The 16,984-nt window shown below is 43.2% G+C and carries 17 protein-coding genes; 14 read left to right on the top strand and 3 right to left on the bottom strand.

Annotated elements, in window-relative coordinates:
• The first annotated feature begins 5 nt into the window (after positions 1 to 5).
• A complete protein-coding gene (locus tag B5Y40_RS29485; protein WP_143785944.1) occupies positions 6 to 278 on the top strand; it encodes a hypothetical protein in 273 nt (90 codons plus the stop codon).
• A 490-nt stretch (positions 279 to 768) separates the two neighbouring features.
• Here B5Y40_RS29485 and B5Y40_RS25855 read toward each other — a convergent pair whose 3' ends face one another.
• Positions 769 to 1,056 carry a hypothetical protein gene (locus B5Y40_RS25855; RefSeq protein WP_079689753.1) on the bottom strand — a complete coding sequence of 96 codons (288 nt, stop codon included), beginning with the start codon at positions 1,054 to 1,056 and terminating at the stop codon, positions 769 to 771.
• Here B5Y40_RS25855 and B5Y40_RS25850 point away from each other — a divergent pair.
• The 10 genes from B5Y40_RS25850 (at position 1,055) to fabF (ending at position 9,039) form a co-directional block, all read left to right on the top strand.
• Positions 1,055 to 1,333: a hypothetical protein gene (locus B5Y40_RS25850; RefSeq protein ID WP_079689752.1), complete on the top strand. Its 279-nt coding sequence runs from the start codon at positions 1,055 to 1,057 to the stop codon at positions 1,331 to 1,333. The genes B5Y40_RS25855 and B5Y40_RS25850 overlap by 2 nt on opposite strands.
• 24 nt (positions 1,334 to 1,357) lie before the next feature.
• Entirely contained in the window at positions 1,358 to 1,870 is a 513-nt protein-coding gene (locus tag B5Y40_RS25845; protein WP_079689751.1) for an HNH endonuclease, read from the top strand.
• Positions 1,871 to 1,887: 17 nt separating this feature from the next.
• Positions 1,888 to 2,664 (top strand): SDR family NAD(P)-dependent oxidoreductase, encoded by a 777-nt coding sequence (locus B5Y40_RS25840; protein ID WP_079689750.1) that lies wholly within the window; start codon positions 1,888 to 1,890, stop codon positions 2,662 to 2,664.
• A 252-nt stretch (positions 2,665 to 2,916) separates the two neighbouring features.
• Positions 2,917 to 3,753, top strand: a complete 837-nt coding sequence (locus B5Y40_RS25835) for a fumarylacetoacetate hydrolase family protein (RefSeq protein ID WP_079689749.1) — start codon at positions 2,917 to 2,919, stop codon at positions 3,751 to 3,753.
• Positions 3,754 to 3,824: 71 nt separating this feature from the next.
• Positions 3,825 to 4,652: an amidohydrolase family protein gene (locus B5Y40_RS25830; RefSeq protein WP_317043575.1), complete on the top strand. Its 828-nt coding sequence runs from the start codon at positions 3,825 to 3,827 to the stop codon at positions 4,650 to 4,652.
• Between the two features lie 2 nt (positions 4,653 to 4,654).
• The gene (locus tag B5Y40_RS25825) at positions 4,655 to 5,428 is read left to right on the top strand and encodes an L-fucose dehydrogenase (protein WP_079689748.1); all 774 of its coding nucleotides are present in this window, start codon (positions 4,655 to 4,657) and stop codon (positions 5,426 to 5,428) included.
• A 39-nt stretch (positions 5,429 to 5,467) separates the two neighbouring features.
• The gene (gene fucP / locus B5Y40_RS25820) at positions 5,468 to 6,721 is read left to right on the top strand and encodes an L-fucose:H+ symporter permease (RefSeq protein WP_079689747.1); all 1,254 of its coding nucleotides are present in this window, start codon (positions 5,468 to 5,470) and stop codon (positions 6,719 to 6,721) included.
• Between the two features lie 2 nt (positions 6,722 to 6,723).
• Positions 6,724 to 7,062, top strand: a complete 339-nt coding sequence (locus tag B5Y40_RS25815; protein ID WP_079689746.1) for an L-rhamnose mutarotase — start codon at positions 6,724 to 6,726, stop codon at positions 7,060 to 7,062.
• Between the two features lie 124 nt (positions 7,063 to 7,186).
• Complete coding sequence (locus B5Y40_RS25810) at positions 7,187 to 7,777, top strand: TetR/AcrR family transcriptional regulator (RefSeq protein WP_079689745.1); 591 nt, start codon at positions 7,187 to 7,189, stop codon at positions 7,775 to 7,777.
• 8 nt (positions 7,778 to 7,785) lie between these two features.
• On the top strand, positions 7,786 to 9,039 hold the full coding sequence (fabF, locus tag B5Y40_RS25805; RefSeq protein WP_079689744.1) for a beta-ketoacyl-ACP synthase II: 1,254 nt from the start codon (positions 7,786 to 7,788) through the stop codon (positions 9,037 to 9,039).
• Between the two features lie 13 nt (positions 9,040 to 9,052).
• Here the strand turns inward: fabF and B5Y40_RS25800 are convergent, their stop codons facing one another.
• Together B5Y40_RS25800 and B5Y40_RS25795 are read right to left on the bottom strand one after the other, a co-directional pair.
• On the bottom strand, positions 9,053 to 10,405 hold the full coding sequence (locus B5Y40_RS25800) for a sensor histidine kinase (RefSeq protein WP_079689743.1): 1,353 nt from the start codon (positions 10,403 to 10,405) through the stop codon (positions 9,053 to 9,055).
• Between the two features lie 88 nt (positions 10,406 to 10,493).
• Positions 10,494 to 11,876 carry a sigma-54-dependent transcriptional regulator gene (locus B5Y40_RS25795; RefSeq protein WP_079689742.1) on the bottom strand — a complete coding sequence of 461 codons (1,383 nt, stop codon included), beginning with the start codon at positions 11,874 to 11,876 and terminating at the stop codon, positions 10,494 to 10,496.
• A gap of 388 nt (positions 11,877 to 12,264) precedes the next feature.
• Here B5Y40_RS25795 and B5Y40_RS25790 point away from each other — a divergent pair, with 388 nt between their 5' ends.
• The 3 genes from B5Y40_RS25790 to B5Y40_RS25775 all read left to right on the top strand — a co-directional run bounded on the left by B5Y40_RS25790 (position 12,265) and on the right by B5Y40_RS25775 (position 16,954).
• Positions 12,265 to 13,512: an efflux RND transporter periplasmic adaptor subunit gene (locus B5Y40_RS25790; RefSeq protein WP_079689741.1), complete on the top strand. Its 1,248-nt coding sequence runs from the start codon at positions 12,265 to 12,267 to the stop codon at positions 13,510 to 13,512.
• A gap of 87 nt (positions 13,513 to 13,599) precedes the next feature.
• The gene (locus tag B5Y40_RS25785; RefSeq protein WP_079689740.1) at positions 13,600 to 14,289 is read left to right on the top strand and encodes an ABC transporter ATP-binding protein; all 690 of its coding nucleotides are present in this window, start codon (positions 13,600 to 13,602) and stop codon (positions 14,287 to 14,289) included.
• A 292-nt stretch (positions 14,290 to 14,581) separates the two neighbouring features.
• Positions 14,582 to 16,954 carry an ABC transporter permease gene (locus tag B5Y40_RS25775; protein WP_079689738.1) on the top strand — a complete coding sequence of 791 codons (2,373 nt, stop codon included), beginning with the start codon at positions 14,582 to 14,584 and terminating at the stop codon, positions 16,952 to 16,954.
• Positions 16,955 to 16,984 lie beyond the last annotated feature (30 nt).

Below are 16,984 nucleotides of genomic sequence, written 5' to 3'. Positions count from 1 at the left end.
CATGCATGAAGAATTCCATGAACCAACCTTTCGGTAAGCTGAACGCTGATGACTTGCAGAGTATACAATACGTTATGCGGGAATTTTGTAGCACGCACGATGCGCATACTATATACGCTTTTTTGTGGGATATGCTCAAGGAAAGTCTTTGCAGTGCCGGGGCCAATCACTGGGATGAGCGGAGGCGTGCCGACTATATCTTTGCGTACGAAACGCTCCTTCAATTGATCGGTGCCTCGTATGCTTTGGTTGATCATTGGAGTAAACCTCCGAATTAAATTCTATTCACTTCCATTATGACTCGGAGAATGCAGGGGGTATAGGAAGGGTAAGGAACGCCTTACCTAGCCTTAACCTGCCGTTTAAGAAATACCTTTAAAAATGGATTTTATTTGGTAGTCGGTACTTTTGGCCGGATTGCTGAATGACCTCAGCTTATTTGTTAGGGCAAGTTTGATGGGCTTGCGATAGGGAGGGACAAGTTGCCTGCTCACGCATAGGAAGACTTGCGCCAGTGTCGTATCTGTTTTATAAGAACGAAGACCATGGAGAGGTATAGGATTGCTGGTATTGAATAATGTTTTAAAGTTGCCAATAACTTGTTCAGTTTATCTTGTGCCGATTGTAAATAAAGTACTTTGGTTGAACGATATGTTCCGCAAAAGTCAAAGGATTCGCTGCTTGTTGCCTGGCTTTCACGAAAATTGAAAACCCAGATGTCGCTATCTTTCGCAACATATACATTTGCTTTTTCAATTTGAAGAATGTTTAGAGTTCGTATAAAAGCTTTATACTTGCATGAGGGTTGAAGTGAAAATGTACTCCGTTGAGAGTGTCTTGAGTTGACATCAGCTCTCTTATTTCAAGCTGGGCAAAATCAAGTTTGATTTTATCTTCATCATCATTTCCCGTAAGGTTAATATCAACAAATGTCCTTGAAGGGTGAATTTTATAGGGAGGTTTATAGAGTGAATATTTATACATGTCTTCACTCCACCAAACAATTTCTATTACCCGAAAGTCATCGAATACATTACGGTTGTTTAAATACCACATGCACAGTGCAGGCAGAAATGCTAAACTCAATAAGCCCGCCGGAAAGAATAATTTCCTTCTCACCAACTGTCTTCTTGTAATGTTTACAGGCATAGGACTTGAAAATATATACATCACTATAAATGCACATCGCCCTATAAGTCACAAGCTTCCCGACTTTTCGGTCTTCCCGACTTCCCGTCTTTCACCGCTTCCCTTTCCCGCGAAAGCGGCTGTTAACGGCACTTTTCAGCCGATTTTTTCCAAAAAGAACAGGATCAGCGGCATTGCTTCCTAAAGAGATAGACACTATCTTTCAATCATGAACAGCAGGGTATTGGTACTTAATCAGGACAACAGCCCCCTAATGGTGTGCTCTGTAGAGCGTGCCTTTATACTGGTGTTCCTCAACAAAAGTGAGATGGTGCGCGCATCCAATGGATATAAATTGCACTCCGTCAGTAAAAGTTTTCCGATGCCATCTGTAATTCGACTTAACCGATATGTAAACGCCCCCTACAAGGGCGTTAATCTTACCCGGCAAAATATATTCAAACGCGATAATCACGAGTGCCAATACTGCGGCACCCGAAAGGAGTTAACCATCGACCATGTAACGCCTCGCGCTCGCGGTGGTGTAGACACCTGGTTGAACCTGGTTACTGCTTGTAAAAAATGCAACGCCAAAAAAGGAGACTATACTCCTGAGGAGGCGAATATGCCGTTGCGCAGAAAACCACATAAACCCTCGTATTCTATTTTCCTGAAAGATCATATGAATGGTCAGGCAGGGGAGTGGGATTCTTTTCTGACCGGCCATCATGGTCATCATTAATTTTTTTTCATAATCACATGTTTAGTCTTCAAAAGAAAACAGCCGTCATAACAGGCGGAGGGAGTGGCATCGGTAAGGCCGTTGCAGAAGTATTCGCGCAGCAGGGAGCTGAAGTTTTTATTCTTGATCTTAATCAATCTACGGCAGACGATGCAGCCAAGGCGATCCATGCAAAGGGTGGCAAGGCTTACGCTATGGCTGTTAACGTAGCAGACCAGAAACAAGTAAAAGATACAGTGGCTGCTATAGCACAGCAGGCCGGGCGTATAGATATACTTGTGAACAGTGCCGGAGTATCGCACATAGGCAAACTGGATAACACCGGTGAGGAAGATTTCGACAGAGTGTTCCAGGTAAATGTAAAGGGAGTATATAACACGATGCTCGCGGTGATTCACCAGATGAAAGCGCAGGGTGGTGGTGTTATACTCAACTTAGCTTCTATTGCCAGCAGTGTTGGCTTGCCCGATCGCTTTGCATACTCGATGAGTAAAGGTGCTGTGCTTACCATGACCTTATCGGTTGCTAAAGATTATTTGAAAGATAACATCCGTTGCAATTGTATATCTCCTGCGCGGGTTCATACTTCATTCGTTGATAACTTCCTGGCCAAGAATTATCCGGGACAAGAGAAGGAAATGTTTGAGAAACTTTCCAAGACGCAGCCCATCGGTCGCATGGGTAAACCTGAAGAAGTAGCATCACTGGCACTATACCTTTGCTCGGATGAAGCTTCTTTTGTAACCGGAACTGACTATCCTTTGGATGGTGGTTTTATCCGCTTGAATAATTAATTACCGGAGCCGTTTGCCGGAAGTAATGTATGCTATTCTGAAAACTCACGTAAAGCTATACATTTGCTCCTCTGGTGTACTCTTAACCAATCACCATTAACCCAACTTGAACACACCCACACTAATGCTGTTGTCAATTTTACTTATAGTCAAAATGACTAGCAGGATTAAAACAAGCATGCAAAAACGAGATATACTTTTTTTGAATGCTGTGTACAGGAATGTCATATTATTTAACGTCTAATTATACAGATGAAATTACTACGCTTTGGTGAACCCGGCACTGAAAAACCCGGAGTACTGATTAACAACGAAATTCTGGATGTATCTGCTTTCGGTGAAGACTTCGGTGAGAAGTTTTTTGAGACAGACGGTATAGCGCGTCTGCAAGATTGGCTGAAGAAAAATACGTCTCTTCCGAAAGTAAAAGGTGTACGTATAGGGGCGCCATTTACACGTCCGTCTAAAATTATATGTGTAGGCTTGAACTATACCAAGCACGCACTGGAATCGCAGATGGACATTCCGAAGGAGCCGATCATCTTCTTTAAGTCTACTACAGCATTGGTGGGACCTACGGATGATCTGATCATTCCACGCAATAGCGTAAAGACGGACTGGGAAGTTGAGCTTGCCGTAGTAATCGGCAAGAAGGCTTCGTATGTAGATGAAAAGAATGCACTGGATTATGTAGCGGGATATTGCCTGCACAATGACTATAGCGAACGCGAATTTCAACTCGAGCGCAATGGCCAATGGGTAAAAGGAAAGAGCTGCGATACGTTTGCTCCTATGGGCCCATACCTGGTAACAAAAGATGAAGTGCCAAACTATAACAGCTTGCACATGTGGCTGAAGGTAAATGGCAGAACGATGCAGGATAATAATACCGATGATATGATCTTCGAAGTTCCGTTCCTCATTCATTATATCAGTCAGTTTATGACGTTGCTTCCGGGTGATGTTATTTCTACAGGTACTCCGGCAGGTGTAGGCCTTGGTTTCAAGCCTCCTATATACTTAAAGGTAGGCGATGTAGTCGAACTCGGTATAGAAGGATTGGGCGAGCAGCGTCAGGTAGCAAAATAATTCTGACTGCTCTTTTAAAGACCCTCTCTGCATATACTATATATTGAATTATACACCGAATACCTTTCAACATGTTGGCTATTGATGCGCATCAGCATTTCTGGAAATATAGTCCTGTAAAGGACGCCTGGATCACGGATGATATGAAGGTGATTCAGCGTGATTTCCTTCCACAGGATCTGGCACCTATACTGGCAACCCATGGTATAGAAGGTTGCGTAGCTGTGCAGGCAGATCAGTCGGAAGCTGAAACAGAATTTCTGCTTTCATTGGCGGAGGAGCATGCTTTTATAAAAGGTGTTGTAGGTTGGGTTGATCTGCGCGCAGATAATCTTTCTGAAAGACTTGCTTACTTCTCGAAGTTTAAAAAACTCAAAGGCTTTCGTCACATCATACAAGGTGAGCCTTCAGGTTTTATGCTCGACCGTAAATTTATACTCGGTGTTCAAAAACTCGCTGAGTATAATTTCACCTATGATCTTTTGCTCTATCATCATCAACTTCCGGAAGCTCTGCAATTTATACATCAGCTTCCACAGGCAAACATTGTAGTGGACCATCTTGCCAAGCCTTCCATTCGCACACAAGAAAAAAATGAATGGGCGTTGAACATAGCAGCGCTTGCTGCTTTTAAAAATGTTCACTGCAAAATATCGGGTATGGTTACAGAAGCCGATTGGAAAAACTGGAAGCAAAATGATTTTACTCCATACCTCGATGTGTTGTTCGAGTCTTTCGGATCTGCGCGATTGATGTATGGTTCTGATTGGCCGGTGTGTTTGCTGGCGGCCTCCTACGAGGCTCAATTATCGATTGCTCAAACGTATCTTTCAACTTTTTCTTCGCATGAAAAGCACCTCGTGATGGGTGAAAATGCCAGGAAGTTTTATAATCTTTAAGGATGGATTTAAATCTCAAAGACAAAGTAGTCATTGTAACGGGTGGTGCGAAAGGAATTGGTGAAGGGATCGTAGAAGTTTTGGCGAGAGAAGGTGCTGTGCCTGTGATCGTTGGAAGAAATGAAGCTGACAATCTGGTGACGCTTGAAAAAATTTCAGGCAAAGGTTTTCAGGTAGTAGCTGAACTTACTGACCCGGCACAAAGTAAAAATGCCGTTGATGCTGTATTAAAAAAATATGGTGTGATCGATGGTCTTGTAAACAATGCCGGTGTAAATGATGGCGTTGGCCTGGAGAATGGAAGTTACGAAGGCTTTATGGCTTCGCTTCATAAAAACCTGGTGCACTATTACCTCATGGCACATCATGCTTTACCGGCTTTGAAGAAATCGAAAGGATCAATCGTAAATATAGGTTCGAAGACAGCAGAGACTGGTCAGGGGGGTACATCTGCATATGCAGCATCCAACGGTGGCCGCAATGCATTAACACGTGAGTGGGCTGTAGAGCTGCTGAAGTATGATATTCGTGTAAACGCAGTGATCGTAGCAGAATGCTATACTCCGCTATATGAAAAGTGGGTGCAGACATTGCCTGACCCTGCTGAGGCATTGCTGCGCATCTCTGAAAAAATACCACTCGGTAAACGCATGACAACGTCTGAAGAGATTGCCAATACGGTTGCCTTTCTGCTCTCTGAAAAATCGAGTCATACTACCGGTCAACTGATTTATGTTGATGGTGGCTATGTTCATCTCGACCGCGCTATATCCTAAGTAAATTTATCCGTCACTACACCACAACCATTTTATACCATGCCAATCGTAAATGCTGAGACTATAACTACGAGCGAACCAGCTACCGCCAATCGTTCATACCTTATACCGTTCATTCTGGTAACGAGTTTATTTTTTCTCTGGGGTCTTGCCAACATCATGAACTCTGCGTTGATCGCGCACTTTCAACCGGTGTTTGAGATCAGTCGTGCACAGGCGCTGTTGGTGGAAACTGCTTTCTATTTAGGATACTTCACCATCGCTATACCTGCCGGACTCTTCATGGAGAAGTATAGCTATAAAAAAGGTATACTGTTTGGACTCATACTATATGCATGTGGTGCATTGCTATTTATACCTGCAGCGAAGTTGATGACGTTTGGCTTTTTTCTGGTGGCGCTATATGTTATAGCGAGCGGTCTTGCTTTTCTCGAAACAGCAGCAAACCCGTATGTAACGATTCTTGGTAAACCTGAAACCGCAGTACAGCGTCTTAATTTCTCACAATCATTTAACGGTGCTGCATTGGTATTTGGCCCGTGGATCGCAGGCCAGTTTATCTTCTCGGGAAATGAAGCCGCGATGACCACCACTGCACTCAAGCAACAGGCAGCAGATGCTGTTATATTTCCGTATGTAATGCTAGCCGTTATCGTATTGATGGCAGCATTCCTGTTCTTCATTACAAAAATGCCGGAGCCGAACAAAGGTACTTCCCTGCGTTTTGATAAAGCTATATTTAAGAAACATCACCTTATGTTTGCCGTATTGGCACAGCTCTTCTATGTAGGCGGCCAGGTAGGTATATGGGGTATCACGATCAATTATGTTACAGAGTTGATACCGGGTACCAGCAAGGAAGATGCTTCCAAATACTATATGGCTGCGGGTACTATATTGTTTGTGTCGGGTCGCTTCTTGGGAACATTCATTATGACTTATATAAAAGACCATAAGTTATTAACGATCTATGCAGCGATCACATCAATGCTTTGCTTCGTAGGTATCTTTGCAGAAGGTACTATAGCCGTGTATGCTTTACTGGCCACAAACTTCTTTATGTCGATCATGTTCCCGACTATATTTGGATTAGGCGTACGCAACCTAGGCGAATATACCAAGCTTGGATCATCGCTGATCATCATGTCTATTGTAGGGGGCGCTATATTACCACCCCTTATGGGAGTGATCGCTGATAACATTAGTATACAACAATCCTTAATTATACCAGCCTTGTCTTTTATAGTCGTGTTGTTTTATGGCTGGAGCGGGTATAAAATCAAAACTGCGTAGGGATGGCGCGTTATTGCCTCGCACTTGATCTGAAAGATGATCCTCAACTCATTGCCGAGTATGAGGATCATCATAAAAAAGTATGGCCTGAAATATTGAAGAGCATTCACGATGCAGGTATCATTGCCATGGAGATATACCGTGTTGGTAATCGCCTCTTCATGATCATGGAAGTAAACAATACATTCTCATTCGAACAGAAATCAAAAGCCGATAGCACGAATCAAAAAGTGCAAGCCTGGGAAGAACTCATGTGGAAATACCAACAACCACTATCAGTAGCCAAGCCAGGAGAAAAGTGGATCTTGATGGAAAAGATCTTTGAGTCGGTTAAGAATTAAATTTTAGCTTAACCCTATATCCCTCTCCAAAGGAGAGGGACTTTGAAAGTCCCTATTACCCCCTGGAACTAAAAGCACATAATCTTTGTAAAATATACCAATTGGTATATTTTTGCCACCAGTTATGACAAAAGCAGAGCGCACCCGCCAGCTGATCATTGAGAAAACAGCTCCCTTGTTCAATAAAAAGGGATTTGACGGAACTTCATTGTCGGACCTGACCGAATCAACCGGGCTCACAAAAGGAGCGCTTTACGGAAACTTCAATGATAAAGAAGAGATTGCACTCGAGGCTTTTAAATATTCTATAAAAAAAGTAAAAGAAACTGCGCGCCAAAAAGTAGATGCAGAGCAGACCTATAAAAAGCAGTTGTTCGCGCTTATAGATTTCTATGCGGAATATGTTTTTAATCCTCCTATACCTGGGGGGTGCCCGATGTTAAACATGGCCGTGGAGGCAGATGATTACCGTACGCCTATGCGCAAAGTGGTAACCAAAGAATTGATGGACACTATAACCTTTATAACATCCCTGTTAGAAGGAGGTATAAAAGCCGGTGAGTTCAAAAAAGATACTAAATCAAATGAAATAGCTTACACGATCTTTTGTTCTGTGGAAGGAGCGCTTATGTTTGCGCGCGTAGAACGATCTGATGAACCGATGAAGATCATCGTTCGTCATTGCAAGAATTTAGTAAATCAAATCAGTAAATAAATAAAACTATGCAACAACGCAGAGTAGTCGTTACAGGACTGGGTACACTATCACCGTTAGGAAATACGGTAGGTGAATTCTGGAATAACCTGATTAACGGAAAGAGTGGTTCAGCGCCTATTACAAAGTTTGACACCACGAAATTTAAAACCAAGTTTGCATGTGAGTTGAAGGGCTACGACCCATTGAATTACTTTGAAAAATCAGAAGTAAGAAAGCTTGACCCATTTGCACAGTATGCCCTGGTGAGCACAGCTGAAGCTATAAAAGATTCAGGGCTCGATCTGAATGCTATTGACAAAACGCGTGTAGGAGTAATCTGGGGTTCCGGTAACGGAGGCTTCTATACCTTTCAACAAGAGATCATAGAATATGCAAAAGGTGATGGAACACCACGGATCAATCCATACTTCATTCCGAAAGTAATTGTAGATATAGCTGCCGGATGGATCTCGATCAAGTATGGTTTTATGGGACCGAACTTCTCAACGGTATCGGCATGCGCCACGTCTACTACGGCTATCATTGATGCGATGAACTATATACGCTGGGGTAAATCTGAAATTATTATAGCCGGAGGATCAGAGGCTGCTATTAACGAAGCCGGTATAGGAGGCTTTAGCGCCTTGAAGGCATTGTCAACACGCAACGATGATCCGTCTACAGCGTCACGTCCTTTTGACATTAACCGCGATGGCTTTGTGATGGGAGAAGGTGCAGGCTCGCTTGTGCTGGAAGAATACGAACATGCTAAGAGGAGAGGAGCACGTATATATGCAGAAGTTGCCGGTGGAGGAATGTCTGCGGACGCTTACCACCTTACGGCTACACACCCTGAAGGTGCAGGTGCTATGCTGGGAATGAAATGGGCATTGGAAGATGCTGAACTGAAACCTGAAGATGTTGATTATCTGAACCCACATGCTACTTCTACGCCGGTAGGAGATGAAAGCGAAATGAAAGCGGTTTCAAAATTCTTTGGCGACCATGCGAAGAAGCTTCACATCAGTGCTACGAAATCTGCTACCGGGCATTTACTCGGTGGTGCAGGAGCGATTGAAGCCATCATCAGCATCAAGGCTATACAGGATGGAATTATTCCGCCAACCATCAACACACAACAAATCGATCCAACTTTACCACAAGGTTTAAATATAGTGGTAGGCAGCAACATGAAGAAGGATATTAAAGTAGCGATGAGCAACACCTTTGGTTTCGGTGGGCATAATGCTACAGCCGTGTTTAAGAAAGTATCCCGATAGCTACCGGGATGGATCAGAACCGGAGTGTAAATATAGTCTTTACGTCCGGCTCGGATTCAACGGTAATAGAACCATTGTGCATTTGCATAATCTGCCGTGACAGGCTCAGGCCAATGCCTGAGCCTGTTCTTTTGGTAGTGTAGAAGGGAACGAATATATGATCGATCGCTTCTTTGATGATACCCTGTCCGTTGTCTATAACTTCAATCAATACCGCAGCTCCATCGTATCGTCCGATGAGTTCAAGCGATGGTTCTTCAGTTTCACCCAACGCCTCAATTGCATTTTTCAATAGGTTGATAAGCACTTGCTCAATCATCTCCAGGTCTGCCTGAATCGTGAGGTATTCAGAAAGGCATTCAACATGAAACTTGATATTCGTTTTCTTCAACTCTGTTTTCATGAGCTGTGCAACGTGTTCCAGCAAACTCTTCAGCCGTACCGTTGCAATCTTGGGTTTGGGAAGAGAAGTATATTCGCGATAAGCGTCAATGAATTTGATGAGTCCTTTACTTCTGTTTTCGATGGTACTGAGTCCTTCACGCAAATCATCGGCACCTTCATCTTTCAACTCGTAGTGATTTCCTTTTTTCTCCATGTCATGATCCAGAATCTCCCGCAACGTTGAGGTAAGGGAAGATATAGGGGTAATGGAATTCATGATCTCATGTCGTAGCACGCGCGTCAGGTTTTGCCACGCTTCCAGTTCCTGCTTTTGTAATTCAGGCTGAATGTTCTGCAGGGTGATCAGCTTTACATCAGTTCCGCGAATGCGCAGTTCTGTTGCCTGTACGGTAAGGTATAATTCATTGCTGCCTTTGTAAAGTTCACTCTTTCCAGACTCAACGCTGTTAATGGAATGATATAGTTTGGGATTGATCGCGATCAGCTCGTTGATATTCTTGATAGAAGAAATACCCATGAAACGCTTGGCGTTCGCATTGATCAACTGAACATTTCCATCTACATCAAATGAAAGTATACCGGTGCGCACTTGTTGTACAACGGTGTTGAGGTATTGGCCGTGCTCTTCTTTTTCTGAACGTGCCTTGCGGAAAGCTTCAAGCACTTCATTGAAAGCAAGGTTGAGATCTTTAAAACTCTTGCCGAGCTTATTATCGGATGCAAATCCGGAAATGAAATCAGAATATTTTACAGACTCCAGGAAGCGCGTAAGCTTTCGGTTGGTCTGGCTTACGAAACGGAAAATTTCGGCAAGCTGTAAAACGATAATGGTGCCCATCAGCAAGGCTGCGAACAACATGTTTGGTCGTGCTACCATGTACATCAACAATGCCATGGTAACACCGAGCATGATCACCCGCAGAATAACACGGGTACGAAAATCTTTAAAGCCGAAAGTCACAGAATAAGATCGAAAATTACCGGTTCAAAGTTCCAAGTTAAAAGAATAGTTTCATATCACCTGAAACTTTGAACATCAACACGATTATTTACAATCCGTACTTCTCAAGTCTTCGGTACAATGACGACCGCGTTAATCCCAATTCTGTTGCAGCCTGCGTGATGTTACCGTTGTATTTCTTCAGCACTTTACGGATCAAAAGTTTTTCAACCTCTTCGAGATTATATTGTTCAAGGCTGAGTTGTCCGTCTTCTTTGCCGGCAGAAGGTGTGAAATTGAAATCCTCAGGCTGCAGTACATTGCTGTTACTCAGAATCACTGCGCGCTCAATAGCGTGCTGCAGTTCGCGAATGTTACCGGGCCACGGATGCTTGTGCATACGCGTCATGGCGCCTTCGCTGATCTTGTTTACAGTTTTCTCATATTTACTGGCGTAGTGTTTCAGAAAATGATTTGCCAGTAACGGTATATCTTCGAAGCGATCGCGAAGAGAAGGTATTTCTATTTCAATGGTATTGATCCGATAGAGTAAATCCTGACGGAAGCGATTTTCTTTTACCATCTCGTATAGCGGCATGTTTGTAGCGCAGATCAGGCGAATGTTGATAGGCGTTTCCTTATTCGAACCCACACGACTTACTTTTCGGTTTTGCAATACGGTGAGAAGTTTTGCTTGCAACGGCATGGATAGGTTACCGATCTCATCGAGGAAGAGTGTACCGTTGTTGGAGAGTTCAAATCTTCCGGCACGATCTTCTTTTGCATCTGTAAAGGATCCCTTCTTATGGCCAAAGAGTTCACTTTCAAAAAGTGTTTCTGTAATCGAACCGAGGTCTACACCAACAAAATTTTCACCTTGTCGCGAAGAGTTCTTATGTATAGCACGTGCTATCAATTCTTTACCCGTACCGTTCTCTCCCAGGATCAGTACGTTTGCATCAGTCTTTGCTACACGATCTATAGTCTGAAAGATCTTTTGCATGGCAGGACTTTGTCCGATGATCTCGATAAAGCGATTGTTGAGTGCCTGGTTGATCTCCTGATTTTTTATTTTCAGATTTTCAATTACATCGCGCGACTCACGCAGACGCATCGCGGAATATAGTGTTGCGAGTAACTTCTCATTTTCCCAAGGCTTCAAAACAAAATCAGTAGCGCCTGCCTTTATAGCTTTCACGGCCATTTGTATATCACCGTACGCTGTGATCAATACTACTACAGAAGAAGGATCGATCTGTAGAATTCGTTCGAGCCAGTAATAACCTTCGCTGCCACTGCTTACATCTTTCGTGAAATTCATGTCGAGCAGTATCACATCATAGTCTTCATTGCTCATGAGTGCCGGTATAGCTTCCGGATTTTTTTCAATGTCAACTTGAGCAAAGTGCCGCTTCAAATGCATCTTCGCGGCTTTCAACAGATCTTCATTATCATCAACAATTAGAATCTTACCGTGTTTTGTCTCAGACATTATCGATAGGGTTTAAATTAAGGTCAAAGTATATAAAAGTATATATCTATAGCTCCTTGAACATGCTTGCAGCGTATACATCCGGTGTAAAACATATCAAGGAGTCGTCCGCTAGCGGGCAAAGCGTGTACCGAAACCGTTACAGCGTCAAAATAAGGTAAAAACACGTTTCCGAGGGATTTTCGAGAGAACGTGTCCGTTCGCATCCGGACACACACGTTCACATGTGAACGAGAATCGTATAGCAATAGCGTTGAATTCAGGTCAATTTCGCATTCTGGCGCTTGGCACACTTGTTGGCTTGCTGCCATTGTCCGATTGAGCGTATAACGTTACCTCGTGACAGGTAAACGAAGGCTATAGCGGATGACTTTATAACACAATACGAATGGACAAACAGATCAAGAAGAAGAAGTGGACGGTAAAGCGTCTTGCTACCTATGGTGGAATTTCCTTGTTAGTGATTTTTGTGGCATACCAGCTGATCTTTGCTGACAGGCGGCAAAAACTAAAAATTGAGAAAGATAAGATCACCATTTCAAATGTAGCCCGTGGTGTATTCCAGGAATTTATTCCGCAGACCGGTACAGTAGAACCGAGTCGTACGGTATACCTCGATGCTATAGAAGGTGGAAAAATAAAACGCGTAGTAGCAGAAAGTGGTGCTATGCTGAAGGAAGGAGATATAATTTTAGAATTAAGCAACCTTAACCGCGAGTTGGATGTCTTAAGTCAGGAAGCGCAGTTGAGTGAAAGTATAAACCGTAACCGCGATACCCGTTTGGCGATAACGCAGAACGATTTGCAGGAGCGGCAGACGATGGCACTCATCGAAAGCCAACTGGCAACATTGGAGCCACAGTATAAACGTGAGAAGACGCTATTTGAGAAGAAGCTGATCTCCCGTCAGGCGTTTGAAAAAACAGAGGCTGACTATAGATATAACTTGCAGCGCTGGAAGATCACGTATGAAGTATATAGGGCTGACTCGATCGACCGCATCCGTCAACTCCGTAACATCAACGCGCTGGAGCAGCGTATGAGCCAGAACCTGGAAGGTGTAGGACGAATTCTTGATAACCTGGTAATTCGCGCTCCGATTGATGGACAGTTGTCGCGCCCTCAATTAGATGTTGGACAAAGTGTAACTCCTGGTCAACGTTTGGGACAAATAGATATCGTGGGAAGCTATAAAGTACGTGTACCAATAGACGAATTATACTTACCGCGTATTACCACCGGTTTGCATGCTTCGACAACGTTTAACAACAAAGATTACTCATTGGAGATCATGTATATATACCCGACCATTGAGAACGGACGGTTCTTTGTAGACATGAATTTCATAGGAGAAACTCCGGCCGGTATTCGCAGAGGTCAGTCGCTGAGATTGCGCATTGAACTTGGTCAGTCATCTGAAGAGTTGTTATTGCCAGTGGGTGGATTCTATAAAGATACCGGTGGAAACTGGGTGTTCGTGATGGATGGTGAAGGCAGAGCGGTGCGCAGAGATATCAAACTGGGCAGAAAGAATACCGAGCACTTTGAAGTGTTGGAAGGTCTGCAGCCTGGTGATAAAGTGATCACATCATCGTACGAGAACTTTGGCGATAGCGAAGTATTGTTACTGGATTAGTGTAACTTTTATCGCGAATTAAAGTACTACAAGAATAGAACTTAATATATATACCGAACATCATAACCATAACAAAATAAACCTGCCATGATCAAACTGAAAAATCTTGAAAAAGTCTACACAACAGAAGAAGTAGAAACAACTGCTTTGAACAACATTAACCTCGAAATTAAAGAGGGCGAATTTGTGGCCATCATGGGCCCGTCTGGTTGTGGAAAATCAACGTTGTTGAACATCCTTGGCTTGCTTGATAATCCTTCCGGAGGCGAGTATCATTTCGGCGAACATGAAGTTGCCAGATATTCTGAACGTCAGCGCGCACAATTGCGCAAAGGCTCAATCGGATTTGTATTCCAGAGCTTTAACCTGATCGATGAGCTTACCGTATTCGAAAACGTAGAATTGCCATTGCTATATATGAAGGTGCCTGCTGCTGAACGCAAGCAGCGTGTAGAAGAAGTGTTGGAACGCATGAATATCATGCACCGCAGAAATCACTTCCCTCAGCAGTTATCCGGTGGTCAGCAACAACGCGTTGCTATATCCCGTGCGATCGTAGCGAAACCAAAAGTAATTCTTGCCGATGAACCTACTGGTAACCTGGACTCTGCCAACGGTGAAGAAGTAATGAAGCTTCTTTCTCAATTGAATGAGGAAGGCACTACCATCGTAATGGTGACTCACTCTCCATACGATGCTAATTATGCACACCGCATTATTAACTTGTTCGATGGTAAAGTAGTAACGGAGAACATCAAAGAACACTTCCATATTTAGTAGTGTAGTATAAAGCTTCGCTTTATATAGTTATAGTATATTTAAAGTCAGGGATGCCAGTGGATCGTGGCGGTCACATACTGGTGTCCCTTTCCTTTTATATAGCCTGGCAGATATAGCCAGGCTTTTTTATGCTGAACGAAATTGAACAATGGGCTGTACAGTTCCGAATAGTATACTGTCCGGAACGTACTGAAAACGCACTTTTTTGCAATGGCATATTTATTGGCCACTTCCATGCAACCTTAGACTATCGTGTGTAGTCTTAACATCAATTCGACTCCAAAACCCCATGATAAAAAACTACCTTCTCATCACTTTGCGCAGCATGATGAAGAATAAACTCTTCATCTTCATTAATGTATTCGGAATGGCCATCGGCATTGGCTGTTGTATCGTTGCTTACTTTAACTGGGAGTTTGACGCGAGCTTTAACACGCATCATTTAAATTCCGACAAGATTTACCGCGTAAGTCAGGTGCGTGAGTTTGAAAACAATACAAAACTATACGGCTATACCTCCTTGCCCATGGGAGCTGCTATCAGGCAGAATATACCGGATGCTGAGAAGGTGACACGACTCAATCGCTCGTGGTCCAACTATAAAGTAGAAGATAACTTATTTCCGGGAGGAGTCGCGTATGTTGATCCTGACTTCTTCGACATGTTCACCTTTGAGTTTATCGATGGCAATCCTGCCGATCTGAAAGACAAATCAAAAGTATTTCTAAGCGATGAACTCGCCCGTAAACTATTTGGAAGCATTGATGTCGTAGGCAAGCAGGTAACACAGGTATTGGGCGCTGATGTAAAGGAATTAACGGTAGGGGGTATATTTAAGAAACAACCACAAGGTTCGAGCTTTCGCTTCCAGTCGTACATGCATTATGATAATTACTTTGATGATGCCAAAGATGTAAAAGAAGATGAGTGGAAGCACTGGACTTCGCTTTTCGTGATGGTAAATAATCCGGACAGGTTGGATGTTATTCATAAACAACTGCAAGGCTATCGCGAGAATAACAATAAAGTGCGCGAAGATTTTATCGTGAAAGAATATGTACTCGATCCATTTGTAGGGATGGCACAACGAGATGAGATTAACGATACCTGGAATGAAACCTGGGATGCCAACTCACGCGCTGCAGTACATGCACCAACCATCATGGCCGTTCTGATATTGCTGATCGCCTGCTTCAACATGACGAATACATCGATCGCTATATCTTCACGGAGATTAAAAGAGATTGGCATTCGTAAAGTAATGGGAAGTATGCGCAGCCAGCTGATCTTCCAATTCATTGGCGAAACCATGTTTATATGTTTTCTCTCCCTTGTCATTGGACTTGTTTTAGGAGAAGTATTGCTTTCCTCCTGGAACGCCTTATGGGAAGAAATGAAACTCACCTCACACTATATAGATGACCCAGGCTTCCTGTTCTTCCTGATCGGTATACTGGTGTTTACAGGTATTATAGCCGGCAGTTACCCTGCATTCTATATCAGCGGTTTCGAACCGGTAGGAATCTTGAAAGGTAAATTAAAATTAGGGGGCACAAATATGTTTACCCGTGTGCTCCTTTGCCTGCAATATGCTATATCTCTATTGGCGATTGTATGTTCTATAGCCTTTTATGAGAACTCAAAATATCAACGCGAATTCGACCTGGGCTTCAACGAAGAGGGTGTGATCATTGCCTATGTAGAAAATGGAAACGAATATGAAACGTATCGCAATGCCCTTGTTCAGAATAAAGATATTCAGGCTGTAGCCGGATCGAAGCATAGTATATTTTCATCGCGGTATAAAGATCCGGTGAAGTTTGAATCGAAACAGGTTGAAGTCGATATCATTGACGTTGGCGATGATTATCTGAGCACGATGGGACTTACGCTGATTGAGGGCCGTGACTTTAAAAAGGAATCGGAAACCGATCGCAAGGAATCAATTATCATTACCAAGAAAATGGCTGACACCTTTAAATGGGACAAGCCTCTTGGCAAGGAAATACTCTGGCATGATACTGTAAAGCTATATGTAGTAGGCGTTGTAAAAGATGTATATACCGTAGGGCTGTGGGCCGAAATGGAACCGATGATGCTCCGCTATACTGAGCCGGCTCAATACACACATGTGATCGTCAACACACCGGTTAACAAGCTTACGGAGGTATATGCCTTTATGGAAAAAGAATGGAAGCAAATCTTTCCGAACCGGCTTTACAATGGGCGATACCTACACGAAGAAATGAAGGAAGCCTTTACAGTGAATGATAATATAGTAAAGATGTTTGTCTTTCTGGGCATCGTAGCCATGACACTCTCTGCTACAGGTTTGTTTACGCTTGTGTCGTTGAACATTATTCGCAAGATGAAGGAGATCGGTGTTCGCAAGGTACTGGGTGCTTCTATTGGAAATATAACCCGCATCATCAACACCGAGTTCATAGTCATTTTGATGATTGCCTCTGTGCTCGGATGTTTGCTTGGATATTACCTCGTAGATGCATTGATGGATAGTATCTGGGATTATTATCAGAACACGACTACTTTTACCTTTATCGTATCCGTGGTGGTTATGCTGGTGATATCGGGTATTACGATCGGGTATAAAGTATTCAGTGCTGCATCGATGAATCCGGTGAGTACGCTACGTGATGAATAAAAACCAGGTCGCTGTAACCTTTGTATCCGC

Source organism: Ohtaekwangia koreensis, assembly GCF_900167975.1.
In the GTDB taxonomy this organism is placed as follows: domain Bacteria; phylum Bacteroidota; class Bacteroidia; order Cytophagales; family Cyclobacteriaceae; genus Ohtaekwangia; species Ohtaekwangia koreensis.
This window is presented reverse-complemented; position numbering and strand designations above follow the sequence as displayed.